This is a genomic window from Yokenella regensburgei, from assembly GCF_003634235.1.
In the GTDB taxonomy this organism is placed as follows: domain Bacteria; phylum Pseudomonadota; class Gammaproteobacteria; order Enterobacterales; family Enterobacteriaceae; genus Yokenella; species Yokenella regensburgei.
Genome location: NZ_RBIZ01000011.1, coordinates 13,908 through 29,109, shown reverse-complemented (window position 1 = coordinate 29,109; position 15,202 = coordinate 13,908). Strand labels below are relative to the sequence as shown.

The window sequence follows — 15,202 nt, the reverse complement described above, 5'->3', positions numbered from 1 at the left end:
GACGTGACTGGTACCATCGAACTGCCGGAAGGCGTAGAGATGGTAATGCCGGGCGACAACATCAAAATGGTTGTTACCCTGATCCACCCGATCGCGATGGACGACGGTCTGCGTTTCGCAATCCGTGAAGGCGGCCGTACTGTAGGCGCAGGCGTTGTAGCTAAAGTTCTCGGTTAATCGCTGATAACATTTGACGCAATGCGCATTAAAAGGGCATCATTTGATGCCCTTTTTGTACGCTTTCGATCCAGAACCTGGCTCATCAGTGATTTTTTTTGTCATAATCATTGCTGAGACAGGCTCTGAAGGGGGCGTTTAGTCCGAAACGCCACAGAGCTTTTCGGTTTGGTTGCCTCGCATTTATGCGGGGCGAAGATGTTTGTCGAATTCTTGTGACAGGTTGGTTTATGAGTGCGAATACCGAAGCTCAAGGGAGCGGGCGCGGCCTGGAAGCGATGAAGTGGGTAGTTGTTGCCGTACTGCTGCTCGTAGCTATCGTGGGCAACTACCTCTATCGTGACATGATGCTGCCGCTGCGTGCGTTAGCAGTTGTCATTTTGATTGCTGCAGCGGGTGGTGTCGCGCTGTTGACGACGAAAGGCAAGGCAACCGTAGCCTTCGCTCGTGAAGCGAGAACCGAAGTTCGTAAGGTGATTTGGCCGACTCGTCAGGAAACGCTGCACACTACGCTGATCGTTGCTGCGGTCACTGCGGTAATGTCACTGATCCTGTGGGGACTGGATGGTATTCTGGTTCGCCTGGTATCCTTTATCACTGGCCTGAGGTTCTGAGATGTCTGAAGCTCCTAAAAAGCGCTGGTACGTCGTTCAGGCGTTTTCCGGTTTTGAAGGCCGTGTAGCGACTTCGCTGCGCGAGCATATCAAATTACACAATATGGAAGAGTTGTTTGGTGAAGTCATGGTGCCGACCGAAGAAGTGGTCGAAATCCGTGGTGGCCAGCGTCGCAAAAGCGAGCGCAAATTCTTCCCGGGTTACGTGCTCGTTCAGATGGTGATGAACGACGCAAGCTGGCACCTGGTGCGTAGCGTTCCGCGCGTAATGGGCTTCATCGGTGGTACGTCTGACCGTCCTGCGCCGATCAGCGACAAAGAAGTCGATGCGATTATGAACCGCCTGCAGCAGGTGGGTGATAAGCCGCGTCCGAAAACGCTGTTTGAGCCGGGTGAAATGGTTCGTGTTAGCGATGGTCCGTTCGCTGACTTCAACGGCGTGGTGGAAGAGGTGGACTACGAGAAGTCCCGCCTGAAGGTTTCTGTTTCTATCTTCGGTCGTGCGACCCCGGTAGAACTGGACTTTAGCCAGGTCGAAAAAGCGTAAATAAGCAGCGATCAATCGTTGCACAAGGCGTGAAATTGGAATACAATTTCGCGCCTTTTGTTTTTATGGGCCAGTGCCCGTAAAACGATCGATTTTAAACACGGGAAGCCTTTATCGAGGCGCTATACCCAAACGAGGAAATTTAAATGGCTAAGAAAGTACAAGCCTATGTCAAGCTGCAGGTTGCAGCTGGTATGGCTAACCCGAGTCCGCCAGTAGGTCCGGCTCTGGGTCAGCAGGGCGTTAACATCATGGAATTCTGCAAAGCGTTCAACGCGAAAACTGATTCCATCGAAAAAGGTCTGCCGATTCCGGTTGTTATCACCGTTTACGCTGACCGTTCTTTCACTTTCGTTACCAAGACTCCGCCGGCAGCAGTTCTGCTGAAAAAAGCGGCAGGCATTAAGTCTGGTTCCGGTAAGCCGAACAAAGACAAAGTAGGTAAAGTTTCCCGCGCTCAGGTGCAGGAAATCGCGCAGACCAAAGCTGCCGACATGACTGGTTCCGACATTGAAGCGATGACTCGCTCAATCGAAGGTACTGCACGTTCCATGGGCCTGGTAGTGGAGGATTAAGAAATGGCTAAACTGACCAAGCGTATGCGCGTGATCCGTGACAAAGTTGATGCGACCAAACAGTACGACATCAATGAAGCTATCTCTCTGCTGAAAGAACTGGCTACCGCTAAGTTCGTTGAAAGCGTAGACGTTGCCGTTAACCTCGGTATCGATGCTCGTAAATCTGACCAGAACGTACGTGGTGCAACTGTACTGCCGCACGGTACTGGCCGTTCTGTTCGCGTTGCCGTATTTGCCCAGGGCCCGAACGCTGAAGCTGCAAAAGCAGCTGGCGCTGAGCTGGTAGGTATGGAAGATCTGGCTGACCAGATCAAGAAAGGCGAAATGAACTTTGACGTTGTTATTGCTTCCCCGGATGCAATGCGCGTTGTTGGCCAGCTGGGCCAGGTTCTGGGTCCGCGTGGCCTGATGCCAAACCCGAAAGTTGGTACCGTAACTCCTAACGTTGCTGAAGCGGTTAAGAACGCTAAAGCAGGTCAGGTTCGTTATCGTAACGACAAAAACGGCATCATCCACACCACCATCGGTAAAGTGGACTTTGACGCTGACAAACTGAAAGAAAACCTGGAATCTCTGCTGGTTGCGCTGAAAAAAGCAAAACCGACTCAGGCGAAAGGCGTGTACATCAAGAAAGTTAGCCTCTCCACCACCATGGGTGCGGGCGTTGCAGTTGACCAGGCTGGCCTGAGCACTGCTGCAAACTAATGCCTTTACGTGGGCGGTGATTTTGTCTACAATCTTACCCCCACGTTTGCTAACGAAAGTTAGCGGCTAAAAGATTTGTTCGTTGGAGCCTGGCCTAATCCAGGCCTCCGTCGAAGACCGCAGGTGTCTCGCAAGAGACTTAATCCCCTGCGTAGACGGTGACAGAACGCTAAGATTATTTTTGAATACTCTGGCTTGTTTCTGCTCACCGTATTAAGACGCTCTTCTCGTTGGGGAGAGTGAAGTGAGTTCCAGGGCATGAGCCCTGGCAAACATCCAGGAGCAAAGCTAATGGCTTTAAATCTTCAAGACAAACAAGCGATTGTTGCTGAAGTCAGCGAAGTAGCCAAAGGCGCGCTGTCTGCAGTAGTTGCGGATTCCCGTGGCGTTACTGTAGATAAAATGACTGAACTGCGTAAAGCAGGTCGTGAAGCTGGCGTTTACATGCGTGTTGTTCGTAACACCCTGCTGCGCCGCGTTGTTGAAGGTACTCAGTTCGAGTGCCTGAAAGACACGTTTGTTGGTCCGACCCTGATTGCATACTCTATGGAACACCCGGGCGCTGCTGCTCGTCTGTTCAAAGAGTTCGCGAAAGCGAATGCAAAATTTGAGGTCAAAGCTGCAGCCTTTGAAGGTGAGTTGATCCCGGCATCGCAAATCGATCGCCTGGCAACCCTGCCGACCTACGAAGAAGCAATTGCACGCCTGATGGCAACCATGAAAGAAGCTTCGGCTGGCAAACTGGTTCGCACTCTGGCTGCTGTACGCGATGCAAAAGAAGCTGCTTAATCGCAGTTATTCTTTTAAAGCATTGGCTTACATATAAACTTTATTCTGATTTTCAGGAACAATTTAAATGTCTATCACTAAAGATCAAATCATTGAAGCAGTTGCAGCTATGTCCGTAATGGACGTTGTAGAACTGATCTCTGCAATGGAAGAAAAATTCGGTGTTTCCGCTGCTGCTGCTGTAGCTGTAGCTGCTGGCCCGGCTGAAGCTGCTGAAGAAAAAACTGAATTCGACGTAATTCTGAAAGCTGCTGGCGCTAACAAAGTTGCTGTTATCAAAGCAGTACGTGGCGCAACTGGCCTGGGTCTGAAAGAAGCTAAAGACCTGGTAGAATCTGCTCCGGCCGCTCTGAAAGAAGGCGTGAGCAAAGATGACGCTGAAGCACTGAAAAAATCTCTGGAAGAAGCTGGCGCTGAAGTTGAAGTTAAATAAGCCAACCCTTCCGGTTGCAGCCTGAGAAATTAGGCTGATGGCTGGTGACTTTTTGGTCACCAGCCTTTTTGCGCTGTAAGGCGCCAGTAGCGTTTCACACTGTTTGACTGCTGGCTGTCCTGACAATGCTTGTTTCTATCGACGTCTTAATATACTGCGACAGGGTGCTCGCTCTGTGTAAATCGCAATGAAATGGTTTAAGCGTGATAGCAACAGGTATTGCGGAAAGTAATCCATTTTCCGGTCAACAAAATAGTGTTGCACAAACTGTCCCTCTGGTGGACAGATGCGTCGACTTGTCAGCGAGCTGAGGAACCCTATGGTTTACTCCTATACCGAGAAAAAACGTATTCGTAAGGATTTTGGTAAACGTCCACAAGTTCTGGACATACCTTATCTCCTTTCTATCCAGCTTGACTCGTTCCAGAAGTTTATCGAGCAAGATCCTGAAGGGCAGTACGGCCTGGAAGCGGCTTTCCGCTCCGTATTCCCTATCGCAAGCTATAGCGGTAATTCTGAGCTGCAGTACGTCAGCTACCGCCTTGGCGAACCGGTATTTGACGTTCAGGAATGTCAGATCCGTGGCGTGACCTACTCCGCCCCGCTGCGCGTGAAACTGCGCCTGGTGATCTACGAGCGCGAAGCGCCGGAAGGCACCGTAAAAGACATTAAAGAACAAGAAGTCTACATGGGTGAAATTCCGCTCATGACCGACAACGGTACCTTTGTTATCAACGGTACTGAGCGTGTTATCGTTTCTCAGCTGCACCGTAGCCCTGGCGTCTTCTTTGACAGTGACAAAGGTAAGACCCACTCCTCCGGTAAAGTGCTGTATAACGCGCGTATCATCCCTTACCGTGGTTCCTGGCTGGACTTCGAGTTCGATCCGAAAGACAACCTGTTCGTTCGTATCGACCGTCGTCGTAAACTGCCTGCGACCATCATTCTGCGTGCGCTGAATTTCACCACCGAGCAGATTCTTGATCTGTTCTTCGAAAAAGTGGTCTTCGAAATTCGCGACAACAAGCTGCAGATGGAACTGGTACCGGAACGCCTGCGTGGCGAAACCGCTTCCTTTGACATCGAAGCTGACGGCAAAGTGTATGTGGAAAAAGGCCGCCGTATTACTGCGCGCCACATCCGCCAGCTGGAAAAAGACGATATCAAACATATCGAAGTTCCGGTTGAATACATTGCTGGCAAAGTTGCAGCTAAAGACTACGTTGACGAATCAACTGGCGAGCTGATCTGCCCGGCTAACATGGAGCTGAGCCTGGATCTGCTGGCTAAGCTGAGCCAGTCTGGCCACAAGCGTATCGAAACGCTGTTCACTAACGATCTGGACCATGGTCCGTACATCTCTGAGACTGTACGCGTCGACCCAACCAACGATCGTCTGAGCGCGCTGGTAGAAATCTACCGCATGATGCGCCCGGGTGAGCCGCCGACTCGTGAAGCAGCTGAAAGCCTGTTCGAGAACCTGTTCTTCTCTGAAGACCGCTACGATCTGTCTGCGGTTGGTCGTATGAAGTTCAACCGTTCTCTGCTGCGCGACGAAATCGAAGGTTCCGGTATCCTGAGCAAAGAAGACATCATCGAAGTGATGAAGAAGCTCATCGATATCCGTAACGGTAAAGGCGAAGTGGACGATATCGACCACCTCGGCAACCGTCGTATCCGTTCCGTTGGCGAAATGGCGGAAAACCAGTTCCGCGTTGGCCTGGTGCGTGTAGAGCGTGCGGTGAAAGAGCGTCTGTCTCTGGGCGATCTGGATACCCTGATGCCACAGGATATGATCAACGCCAAGCCGATTTCTGCAGCAGTGAAAGAGTTCTTCGGTTCCAGCCAGCTGTCTCAGTTTATGGACCAGAACAACCCGCTTTCTGAGATCACGCACAAGCGTCGTATCTCTGCACTCGGCCCAGGCGGTCTGACCCGTGAACGTGCAGGCTTCGAAGTTCGAGACGTACACCCGACTCACTACGGTCGCGTATGTCCTATCGAAACGCCTGAAGGTCCGAACATCGGTCTGATCAACTCCCTGTCCGTGTACGCACAGACTAACGAATACGGCTTCCTTGAGACTCCGTATCGTAAAGTGACCGACGGTGTTGTAACCGACGAAATTCATTACCTGTCTGCTATTGAAGAAGGCAACTACGTTATCGCTCAGGCGAACTCCAACCTGGATGACGAAGGCCACTTTGAAGAAGATCTGGTTACCTGCCGTAGCAAAGGCGAATCCAGCTTGTTCAGCCGTGACCAGGTTGACTACATGGACGTATCCACCCAGCAGGTGGTATCCGTCGGTGCGTCCCTGATCCCGTTCCTGGAACACGATGACGCCAACCGTGCATTGATGGGTGCGAACATGCAACGTCAGGCGGTTCCTACTCTGCGCGCCGATAAGCCGCTGGTTGGTACCGGTATGGAACGTGCTGTTGCCGTTGACTCCGGTGTTACTGCAGTTGCTAAACGTGGCGGTCTGGTTCAGTACGTGGATGCTTCCCGTATCGTTATCAAAGTTAACGAAGACGAGATGTACCCGGGCGAAGCTGGTATCGACATCTACAACCTGACCAAATACACCCGTTCTAACCAGAACACCTGTATCAACCAGATGCCGTGTGTCTCTCTGGGTGAGCCGGTTGAGCGCGGCGACGTGCTGGCAGACGGTCCGTCCACCGACCTCGGTGAACTGGCTCTCGGCCAGAACATGCGCGTAGCGTTCATGCCGTGGAACGGTTACAACTTCGAAGACTCCATCCTCGTCTCCGAGCGTGTGGTTCAGGAAGATCGCTTCACTACTATTCACATCCAGGAACTGGCATGTGTGTCTCGTGACACCAAGCTGGGGCCAGAAGAGATCACCGCTGATATCCCGAACGTGGGTGAAGCTGCGCTCTCCAAACTGGATGAGTCCGGTATCGTTTACATCGGTGCAGAAGTCACCGGCGGTGACATCCTGGTTGGTAAGGTAACGCCGAAAGGTGAAACCCAGCTGACTCCGGAAGAGAAACTGCTGCGTGCTATCTTCGGTGAGAAAGCGTCTGACGTTAAAGACTCTTCTCTGCGCGTACCGAACGGCGTATCTGGTACCGTTATCGACGTTCAGGTCTTTACCCGCGATGGCGTGGAAAAAGACAAACGTGCGCTGGAAATCGAAGAAATGCAGCTCAAACAGGCTAAGAAAGACCTGTCTGAAGAACTGCAGATCCTCGAAGCTGGCCTGTTTAGCCGTATCCGTGCTGTGCTGATCTCCGGTGGCGTTGAAGCTGAGAAGCTCGACAAACTGCCGCGCGATCGCTGGCTGGAACTGGGCCTGACCGACGAAGAGAAACAAAATCAGCTGGAACAACTGGCTGAGCAGTATGACGAACTGAAACACGAGTTCGAGAAGAAACTCGAAGCGAAACGCCGCAAAATCACTCAGGGCGACGATCTGGCACCGGGCGTGCTGAAGATTGTTAAAGTGTATCTGGCCGTTAAACGTCAGATCCAGCCTGGTGATAAGATGGCGGGTCGTCACGGTAACAAGGGTGTTATCTCTAAGATCAATCCGATCGAAGATATGCCGCACGATGCTAACGGTACTCCGGTAGATATCGTACTGAACCCGCTGGGCGTACCGTCTCGTATGAACATTGGTCAGATCCTTGAAACTCACCTGGGTATGGCTGCTAAAGGTATCGGCGAGAAGATCAACGCCATGCTGAAACAGCAGCAAGAAGTCGCGAAACTGCGCGAGTTCATCCAGCGTGCGTACGATCTGGGCACTGACGTTCGCCAGAAAGTCGACCTGAGCACCTTCAGCGATGACGAAGTTCTGCGTCTGGCAGAAAACCTGCGCAAAGGCATGCCGATCGCAACGCCGGTATTCGACGGTGCGAAAGAGTCTGAAATCAAGGAACTGTTACAGCTGGGTGGCCTGCCGACTTCCGGTCAGATCACGCTGTTCGACGGTCGTACCGGTGAGCAGTTCGAGCGCCAGGTTACCGTTGGCTACATGTACATGCTGAAACTGAACCACCTGGTTGATGACAAGATGCATGCGCGTTCCACCGGTTCTTACAGCCTGGTTACTCAGCAGCCGCTGGGTGGTAAGGCTCAGTTCGGTGGTCAGCGCTTCGGGGAGATGGAAGTGTGGGCGCTGGAAGCTTACGGCGCCGCCTATACCCTGCAGGAAATGCTCACCGTTAAGTCTGATGACGTGAACGGTCGTACCAAGATGTATAAAAACATCGTGGACGGCAACCATCAGATGGAGCCGGGCATGCCAGAATCCTTCAACGTACTGTTGAAAGAGATTCGTTCGCTGGGTATCAACATCGAACTGGAAGACGAGTAATTCTCGCTCAAACAGGTCACTGCTGTCGGGTTAACCCCCGGCAGCAGAGTGTGCTAACTCCGACGGGAGCAAATCCGTGAAAGACTTATTAAAGTTTCTGAAAGCGCAAACTAAAACCGAAGAGTTTGATGCGATCAAAATTGCTCTGGCTTCGCCAGACATGATCCGTTCATGGTCTTTCGGTGAAGTTAAAAAGCCGGAAACCATTAACTACCGTACGTTCAAACCAGAGCGTGACGGTCTGTTCTGTGCCCGTATCTTCGGGCCAGTAAAAGACTACGAGTGCCTGTGCGGTAAGTACAAGCGCCTGAAACACCGTGGCGTGATCTGTGAGAAGTGCGGCGTTGAAGTGACCCAGACTAAAGTGCGTCGTGAGCGCATGGGCCACATTGAGCTTGCCTCTCCGACTGCGCACATCTGGTTCCTGAAATCGCTGCCGTCCCGTATCGGTCTGCTGCTCGATATGCCGCTGCGTGATATCGAACGCGTACTGTACTTCGAATCCTATGTGGTTATCGAAGGCGGTATGACCAACCTGGAACGCAACCAGATCCTGACTGAAGAGCAGTATCTGGACGCGCTGGAAGAGTTCGGTGACGAATTCGATGCGAAGATGGGTGCGGAAGCTATCCAGGCCCTGCTGAAGAGCATGGATCTGGAGCAAGAGTGTGAAACTCTGCGCGAAGAGCTGAACGAAACCAACTCCGAAACCAAGCGTAAAAAGCTGACCAAGCGCATCAAGCTGCTGGAAGCGTTCGTACAGTCTGGCAATAAGCCGGAGTGGATGATCCTGACCGTTCTGCCGGTTCTGCCGCCAGATCTGCGTCCGCTGGTTCCGCTGGATGGTGGTCGTTTCGCAACGTCAGATCTGAACGATCTGTATCGTCGCGTTATCAACCGTAACAACCGTCTGAAGCGTCTGCTGGATCTGGCTGCGCCAGATATCATCGTACGCAACGAAAAACGTATGCTGCAGGAAGCGGTAGATGCCCTGCTGGATAACGGTCGTCGCGGTCGTGCGATCACCGGTTCTAACAAGCGTCCGCTGAAATCTTTGGCCGATATGATCAAAGGTAAGCAGGGTCGTTTCCGTCAGAACCTGCTCGGTAAGCGTGTTGACTACTCCGGTCGTTCTGTAATCACCGTAGGTCCATACCTGCGTCTGCATCAGTGCGGTCTGCCGAAGAAAATGGCACTGGAACTGTTCAAACCGTTCATCTACGGCAAGCTGGAACTGCGTGGCCTCGCCACCACCATCAAAGCCGCTAAGAAAATGGTTGAGCGCGAAGAAGCTGTCGTTTGGGATATCCTGGACGAAGTTATCCGCGAACACCCGGTACTGCTGAACCGTGCACCAACCCTGCACCGTTTGGGTATCCAGGCGTTTGAACCGGTTCTGATCGAAGGTAAAGCAATCCAGCTGCACCCGCTGGTTTGTGCGGCATATAACGCCGACTTCGATGGTGACCAGATGGCTGTTCACGTACCGCTGACGCTGGAAGCCCAGCTCGAAGCGCGTGCGCTGATGATGTCTACCAACAACATCCTGTCCCCGGCGAACGGCGAACCAATCATCGTTCCGTCTCAGGACGTTGTACTGGGTCTGTACTACATGACCCGTGACTGTGTTAACGCCAAAGGCGAAGGCATGGTGCTGACTGGCCCGAAAGAAGCTGAGCGTATTTATCGCGCTGGCCTGGCCTCTCTGCATGCGCGCGTTAAAGTGCGTATCACCGAATATGAAAAAGATGAAAACGGCGAATTCGTTGCGAAAACCAGCCTGAAAGACACGACCGTAGGTCGTTCTATTCTGTGGATGATCGTACCGAAAGGTCTGCCTTTCTCCATCGTCAACCAGGCGCTGGGCAAGAAAGCTATCTCCAAAATGCTGAACACCTGTTACCGCATTCTGGGCCTGAAGCCGACCGTAATCTTCGCTGACCAGACCATGTACACCGGCTTTGCTTATGCAGCGCGTTCAGGTGCATCTGTTGGTATCGATGACATGGTTATCCCAGAGAAGAAACACGAGATCATCTCTGAAGCTGAAGCCGAAGTTGCCGAGATCCAGGAGCAGTTCCAGTCTGGTCTGGTCACCGCGGGCGAACGCTACAACAAAGTTATCGATATCTGGGCAGCGGCGAACGATCGTGTATCCAAGGCGATGATGGACAACCTGCAGACCGAAACGGTTATAAACCGTGAAGGTAAAGAAGAGCAGCAGGTTTCCTTCAACAGCATCTACATGATGGCCGACTCCGGTGCGCGTGGTTCTGCAGCACAGATTCGTCAGCTGGCTGGTATGCGTGGCCTGATGGCTAAGCCAGATGGTTCCATCATCGAAACGCCAATCACCGCGAACTTCCGTGAAGGTCTGAACGTACTCCAGTACTTCATCTCAACCCACGGTGCTCGTAAAGGTCTGGCGGATACCGCACTGAAAACAGCGAACTCCGGTTATCTGACCCGTCGTCTGGTAGACGTCGCGCAGGATCTGGTTGTTACTGAAGACGATTGTGGCACGCTGGAAGGCATCACCATGACCCCGGTTATCGAGGGTGGTGACGTTAAAGAGCCGCTGCGCGATCGCGTTCTGGGTCGTGTGACCGCTGAAGACGTTCTGAAGCCGGGTACCGCAGATATTCTGGTTCCGCGTAACACACTGCTGCACGAGCACTGGTGTGATCTGCTGGAAGCGAACTCTGTTGACTCCGTGAAAGTACGTTCTGTCGTATCCTGTGACACCGACTTTGGTGTATGTGCGCACTGCTATGGTCGTGACCTGGCGCGTGGCCACATCATCAACAAAGGTGAAGCTATCGGCGTTATCGCGGCACAGTCCATCGGTGAGCCGGGTACACAGCTGACGATGCGTACGTTCCACATCGGTGGTGCGGCATCTCGTGCGGCTGCTGAATCCAGCATCCAGGTGAAAAACAAAGGTAGCATCCGTCTGAGCAACGCGAAGTCGGTTGTGAACTCCAGCGGTAAGCTGGTTATTACTTCCCGTAATACCGAGCTGAAACTGATCGACGAATTCGGTCGTACCAAAGAAAGCTATAAAGTGCCTTACGGCTCTGTTATGGCGAAGGGCGATGGCGAACAGGTTGCTGGCGGCGAAACCGTAGCAAACTGGGATCCGCATACCATGCCAGTTATCACCGAAGTGAGTGGTTTCATCCGCTTCACTGACATGATCGACGGCCAGACCATTACTCGTCAGACCGACGAGCTGACCGGTCTGTCCTCGCTGGTCGTTCTGGATTCTGCAGAACGTACCGCTGGTGGTAAAGATCTGCGTCCGGCACTGAAAATCGTTGATGCGAACGGTAACGACGTTCTGATCCCGGGCACCGACATGCCGGCTCAGTACTTCCTGCCGGGTAAAGCGATTGTTCAGCTGGAAGATGGCGTACAGATCAGCTCTGGTGACACCCTGGCCCGTGTTCCGCAGGAATCCGGCGGTACCAAGGACATCACCGGTGGTCTGCCGCGCGTTGCCGACCTGTTCGAAGCACGTCGTCCGAAAGAGCCGGCAATCCTGGCTGAAATCAGCGGTATCATTTCCTTCGGTAAAGAAACCAAAGGGAAGCGTCGTCTGGTTATCACCCCGTTAGACGGTAGCGATCCGTACGAAGAGATGATTCCGAAATGGCGTCAGCTCAACGTGTTTGAAGGCGAGCGTGTAGAACGTGGTGACGTGGTTTCCGACGGTCCGGAAGCGCCGCACGACATTCTGCGTCTGCGTGGCGTTCATGCGGTAACCCGCTATATCACCAACGAAGTGCAGGACGTTTACCGTCTGCAGGGCGTTAAGATTAACGATAAGCACATCGAAGTTATCGTTCGTCAGATGCTGCGTAAAGCAACCATCGAAAGCGCCGGAAGCTCTGACTTCCTCGAAGGTGAGCAGGTTGAATACTCTCGCGTGAAGATTGCTAACCGCGATCTGGAAGCGAATGGCAAAGTGGCGGCGACCTTCGCACGCGACCTGCTGGGTATCACCAAAGCGTCTCTGGCAACCGAGTCCTTCATTTCTGCGGCATCGTTCCAGGAAACGACTCGTGTTCTGACCGAAGCAGCTGTTGCGGGTAAACGTGACGAACTGCGCGGCCTGAAAGAGAACGTTATCGTGGGTCGTCTGATCCCGGCGGGTACCGGTTATGCGTACCACCAGGATCGTATGCGCCGCCGTGCTGCGGGTGAACTCCCGGCTGCACCGCAGGTAACTGCTGAAGATGCGTCTGCCAGCCTGGCAGAACTGCTGAACGCAGGCCTGGGTGGTTCTGATAACGATTAATCGTTAACAGAGTCCAGACTAAAAAACCCGCTTCGGCGGGTTTTTTTATGGCTGTAAAAAACAAATATGCCCGGGTAACCGGGCATATTGCTATATGACTGAGTATTGTTGTTATCAGTTAGCGAGCGGTAACCGGCGATACAGTTCAATCATGTCGCCCGCCAGATCCTGAATGACCATCGCGTTCATCAGGTGATCCTGTGAGTGAACGGTAATCAGGTTCACCGGTAGCTTTCCAGTACCTTCATCAAGACCAATGAGCTGTGTCTGGATCGTGTGTGCATGCTTCACGTATTCACGCGACTCTTCCATCGCTTTTTCGGCTTCGCTAAAGTCACCTTTACGTGCCATTTGCAGCGCCGTCAGAGCAGCACTACGTGCCGCACCCGCGTTGACCAGCAATTCCATGATAGTGGTTTCTAAATCTTCCACGGCTTACTCCATCATCTTAAGGGCTTTTTCGAGTACAACATCACCCTTCATCATGCCATAGTCCATCATGTCGATGACGGCAACCTTTTTACCCAACGGGTCGGCCTGTGCCTGCAGTTTTGCTTGTTCATATTTCACCTGCGGCCCCAGCAGCACAATATCTGCCGTAGCGATATTGTCTTTAAACTCAGCAACCGGCACCGCCTTGATAGAGACCTCTACGCCTTTCTTTAGCGCTGCGTCTTTCATTCGTTGAACCAGCATGCTGGTGGACATTCCGGCAGCACAGCATAAAACTATGTTTTTCATCACTTGCCCTCACGTTTCCTAGTCCCTCATCTTTATCCTGTGAGACCAGGCAGAACAACCGCTTTACGATGATTGTGTGTAAGTCATCACAAAATAATGAAACCGGTTACAGCGATGGCTGATACCACAAAAAAGCCCGCAGCAGCGGGCGGTTAAAGAGAGTGAAGAGTTATCTGTTTCAGGTCCGCAGGATCTGATTTTTACCCTGCTGTTTGGCTTTATACAGCGCCTCGTCAACCCGGATAACCAGCTGTTCCAGCGATTCCATATTCCACTCTCCAAGTCCGGCGCTGAAGGTAACGTGCAGACCATCTTCCCGCCAGGTGCGGTTGGCAACGTTGACGCGCCACTGCTCCAGCAACTGGTGGGCGGCATCGGGTTCATCGCCAGAAAACAGCACGGCGAACTCTTCGCCGCCGTAGCGATACACCGAGATTTTATTCGGCTGCATGACCTGAATACCTTCACGTGCCACGTTTCGCAGCACGATGTCGCCATTCAGGTGACCCCAGGTATCGTTAATGGATTTGAAGTTGTCGACGTCGGCCAGCGCCAGTGAGAAGGGCTGATTGTCATTCATCAGCGTGGCAATATCGCTGTCGAAGGCCCGACGGTTTTTGCAGCCAGTCAGTGCATCAATGGTCGCCTGGCGAACATACGCCTCTTCGCGCTCTTTACTGGACTCAATCGCTTTACTTAGCATGGCTTCAAGACGCGGAGCCTGTTTAACGTCACCGGTTTTAATGGCGTTGATGATGTTCATCAGCACGGTGCGCGACGAGTGGCGCAGATAGAGCCCGAAAAGCACCACAAGTATCACCGCAAGGCCAAACCCCCAGGCAACAATAATGCTCTCATGCCGCGCCAGGTCGCTGAGCGTCGCGTCAGCCACTTTAAACACAACAAACCAGTCCGGGTTGGTGAAGGAGTAATAGTAGTACCAGGTGTCGCTCTTTTTATCGAACACCATGCCTTCCCCGTTGGTCATTTTATCCATCAGGGTGGAGGGGATCTGCATGCGAAACAGCGCGCCGGTGTCCGGGTGTAGCACCGCGAGCCCGTCACGGTTAACGACAAAGAATTCGCCCTGCATCGGAGATTGCGTCTGACGCAGGGTATAACCCATGGAAGCCAGATCGATATGAAACGCCAGGGTGCCTTTAAGTTTTCCTTCCGGCGAGACTACCGGCTTATAGATGGTGATAACTTTATGGTGGGAAAAGAAGTCGTTGTAAGGGTCGGTATAGCGGCTGAAGGTGCTGGCATCCGCCTGGTGTGCGAACCACGGGCGAACCTTCGGGTTAATCGGTGGCTCATCGCCGTTCATCACCGCCTGCGGTGCGCGCAGGTAGTGGCCATCGGCGTCGGCAATCGAAATAGAGGATACCGTGGGCATCAGCGTCAGCAGCTGCATTAGCCGTTCTGAACCGGCTTCGGGATCGAGGTTGACCGTCTTATTAAGCTCGTCATTACGGGAGAAAAAATTCACCGCGCGGCTCAAAATATAATCGTTCTCGCGCAGAATAACGGCCGTATAGTTCACCGCCAGGTTGTGGGTGAAGTTGCGGTTAATCTGGTGATAGTCCTCAATAATATCTTTACGCTGGTTCAGGGTGACCAGAACGGCAATCAGGATAAACCCCAATAAAATTCCCGAAAAGCTCACCAGGATAGGCGTCGTAAAAGACAATTTTCTGCTATGGATTTTCATATCGCGTTCAGCATTCCATTTGGCGAATAGCAAAAGTATAGAGGTCGTGCGCTGGTGTGGCGTAGTATACGCTTCCCTTCTGTGGAAAGAGTCCGAAACAGCAGCAGAAGGCAGGGCGGTCAGAGGAAGAAAGCTCCGCCCTGGTCAGCATCCGTTGCTGACAGGCGGAGAATAATCAACTGGCAAAGCCGACACCACGCCCGGATTGTCGCTTTGCGAGGCGTTTTCAGTCCTTTCTGGTGGAGCAACATCCGCTTGC

General features: G+C 52.7%; 12 protein-coding genes. 9 read left to right on the top strand and 3 right to left on the bottom strand.

Annotation, left to right across the window (positions count from 1 at the left end; genetic code table 11):
• The 9 genes from C7387_RS22830 to rpoC form a co-directional block, all read left to right on the top strand.
• A partial coding sequence (locus C7387_RS22830; protein ID WP_072106202.1) for an EF-Tu C-terminal domain-related protein occupies positions 1-177 on the top strand: 177 nt, incomplete at its 5' end.
• A 230-nt stretch (positions 178-407) separates the two neighbouring features.
• Positions 408-791 (top strand): preprotein translocase subunit SecE, encoded by a 384-nt coding sequence (gene secE, locus C7387_RS22825; RefSeq protein ID WP_003033128.1) that lies wholly within the window; start codon positions 408-410, stop codon positions 789-791.
• 1 nt (position 792) lies between these two features.
• Complete coding sequence (gene nusG / locus C7387_RS22820) at positions 793-1,338, top strand: transcription termination/antitermination protein NusG (protein ID WP_006816549.1); 546 nt, start codon at positions 793-795, stop codon at positions 1,336-1,338.
• 146 nt (positions 1,339-1,484) lie between these two features.
• On the top strand, positions 1,485-1,913 hold the full coding sequence (gene rplK, locus C7387_RS22815) for a 50S ribosomal protein L11 (protein ID WP_006816550.1): 429 nt from the start codon (positions 1,485-1,487) through the stop codon (positions 1,911-1,913).
• 3 nt (positions 1,914-1,916) lie between these two features.
• Positions 1,917-2,621 carry a 50S ribosomal protein L1 gene (gene rplA / locus C7387_RS22810; protein WP_006816551.1) on the top strand — a complete coding sequence of 235 codons (705 nt, stop codon included), beginning with the start codon at positions 1,917-1,919 and terminating at the stop codon, positions 2,619-2,621.
• 291 nt (positions 2,622-2,912) lie between these two features.
• Complete coding sequence (rplJ, locus tag C7387_RS22800) at positions 2,913-3,410, top strand: 50S ribosomal protein L10 (protein WP_001207203.1); 498 nt, start codon at positions 2,913-2,915, stop codon at positions 3,408-3,410.
• Between the two features lie 67 nt (positions 3,411-3,477).
• Complete coding sequence (rplL, locus tag C7387_RS22795) at positions 3,478-3,843, top strand: 50S ribosomal protein L7/L12 (RefSeq protein WP_006176746.1); 366 nt, start codon at positions 3,478-3,480, stop codon at positions 3,841-3,843.
• A 319-nt stretch (positions 3,844-4,162) separates the two neighbouring features.
• The gene (rpoB, locus tag C7387_RS22790) at positions 4,163-8,191 is read left to right on the top strand and encodes a DNA-directed RNA polymerase subunit beta (RefSeq protein ID WP_038252918.1); all 4,029 of its coding nucleotides are present in this window, start codon (positions 4,163-4,165) and stop codon (positions 8,189-8,191) included.
• Between the two features lie 76 nt (positions 8,192-8,267).
• Positions 8,268-12,491 carry a DNA-directed RNA polymerase subunit beta' gene (gene rpoC / locus C7387_RS22785; protein ID WP_006816553.1) on the top strand — a complete coding sequence of 1,408 codons (4,224 nt, stop codon included), beginning with the start codon at positions 8,268-8,270 and terminating at the stop codon, positions 12,489-12,491.
• A 114-nt stretch (positions 12,492-12,605) separates the two neighbouring features.
• Here rpoC and C7387_RS22780 read toward each other — a convergent pair whose 3' ends face one another.
• The 3 genes from C7387_RS22780 to C7387_RS22770 all read right to left on the bottom strand — a co-directional run bounded on the left by C7387_RS22780 (position 12,606) and on the right by C7387_RS22770 (position 14,943).
• On the bottom strand, positions 12,606-12,923 hold the full coding sequence (locus tag C7387_RS22780; protein WP_038252915.1) for a PTS lactose/cellobiose transporter subunit IIA: 318 nt from the start codon (positions 12,921-12,923) through the stop codon (positions 12,606-12,608).
• A 3-nt stretch (positions 12,924-12,926) separates the two neighbouring features.
• Positions 12,927-13,232 (bottom strand): PTS sugar transporter subunit IIB, encoded by a 306-nt coding sequence (locus C7387_RS22775; RefSeq protein ID WP_038252911.1) that lies wholly within the window; start codon positions 13,230-13,232, stop codon positions 12,927-12,929.
• A 178-nt stretch (positions 13,233-13,410) separates the two neighbouring features.
• Complete coding sequence (locus C7387_RS22770; RefSeq protein WP_120817548.1) at positions 13,411-14,943, bottom strand: sensor domain-containing diguanylate cyclase; 1,533 nt, start codon at positions 14,941-14,943, stop codon at positions 13,411-13,413.
• Between the last annotated feature and the right edge of the window lie 259 nt (positions 14,944-15,202).

What these genes read in the sequence shown, in the direction of transcription:
- secE (WP_003033128.1), top strand. Translation starts at nt 408, where the DNA reads ATGAGTGCGAATACCGAAGCTCAAGGGAGCGGGCGCGGCCTGGAAGCG.
- C7387_RS22770 (WP_120817548.1), bottom strand. Translation starts at nt 14,943, where the DNA reads ATGAAAATCCATAGCAGAAAATTGTCTTTTACGACGCCTATCCTGGTG.
- rpoB (WP_038252918.1), top strand. Translation starts at nt 4,163, where the DNA reads ATGGTTTACTCCTATACCGAGAAAAAACGTATTCGTAAGGATTTTGGT.
- rplK (WP_006816550.1), top strand. Translation starts at nt 1,485, where the DNA reads ATGGCTAAGAAAGTACAAGCCTATGTCAAGCTGCAGGTTGCAGCTGGT.
- C7387_RS22775 (WP_038252911.1), bottom strand. Translation starts at nt 13,232, where the DNA reads ATGAAAAACATAGTTTTATGCTGTGCTGCCGGAATGTCCACCAGCATG.
- rplA (WP_006816551.1), top strand. Translation starts at nt 1,917, where the DNA reads ATGGCTAAACTGACCAAGCGTATGCGCGTGATCCGTGACAAAGTTGAT.
- rplJ (WP_001207203.1), top strand. Translation starts at nt 2,913, where the DNA reads ATGGCTTTAAATCTTCAAGACAAACAAGCGATTGTTGCTGAAGTCAGC.
- nusG (WP_006816549.1), top strand. Translation starts at nt 793, where the DNA reads ATGTCTGAAGCTCCTAAAAAGCGCTGGTACGTCGTTCAGGCGTTTTCC.
- rplL (WP_006176746.1), top strand. Translation starts at nt 3,478, where the DNA reads ATGTCTATCACTAAAGATCAAATCATTGAAGCAGTTGCAGCTATGTCC.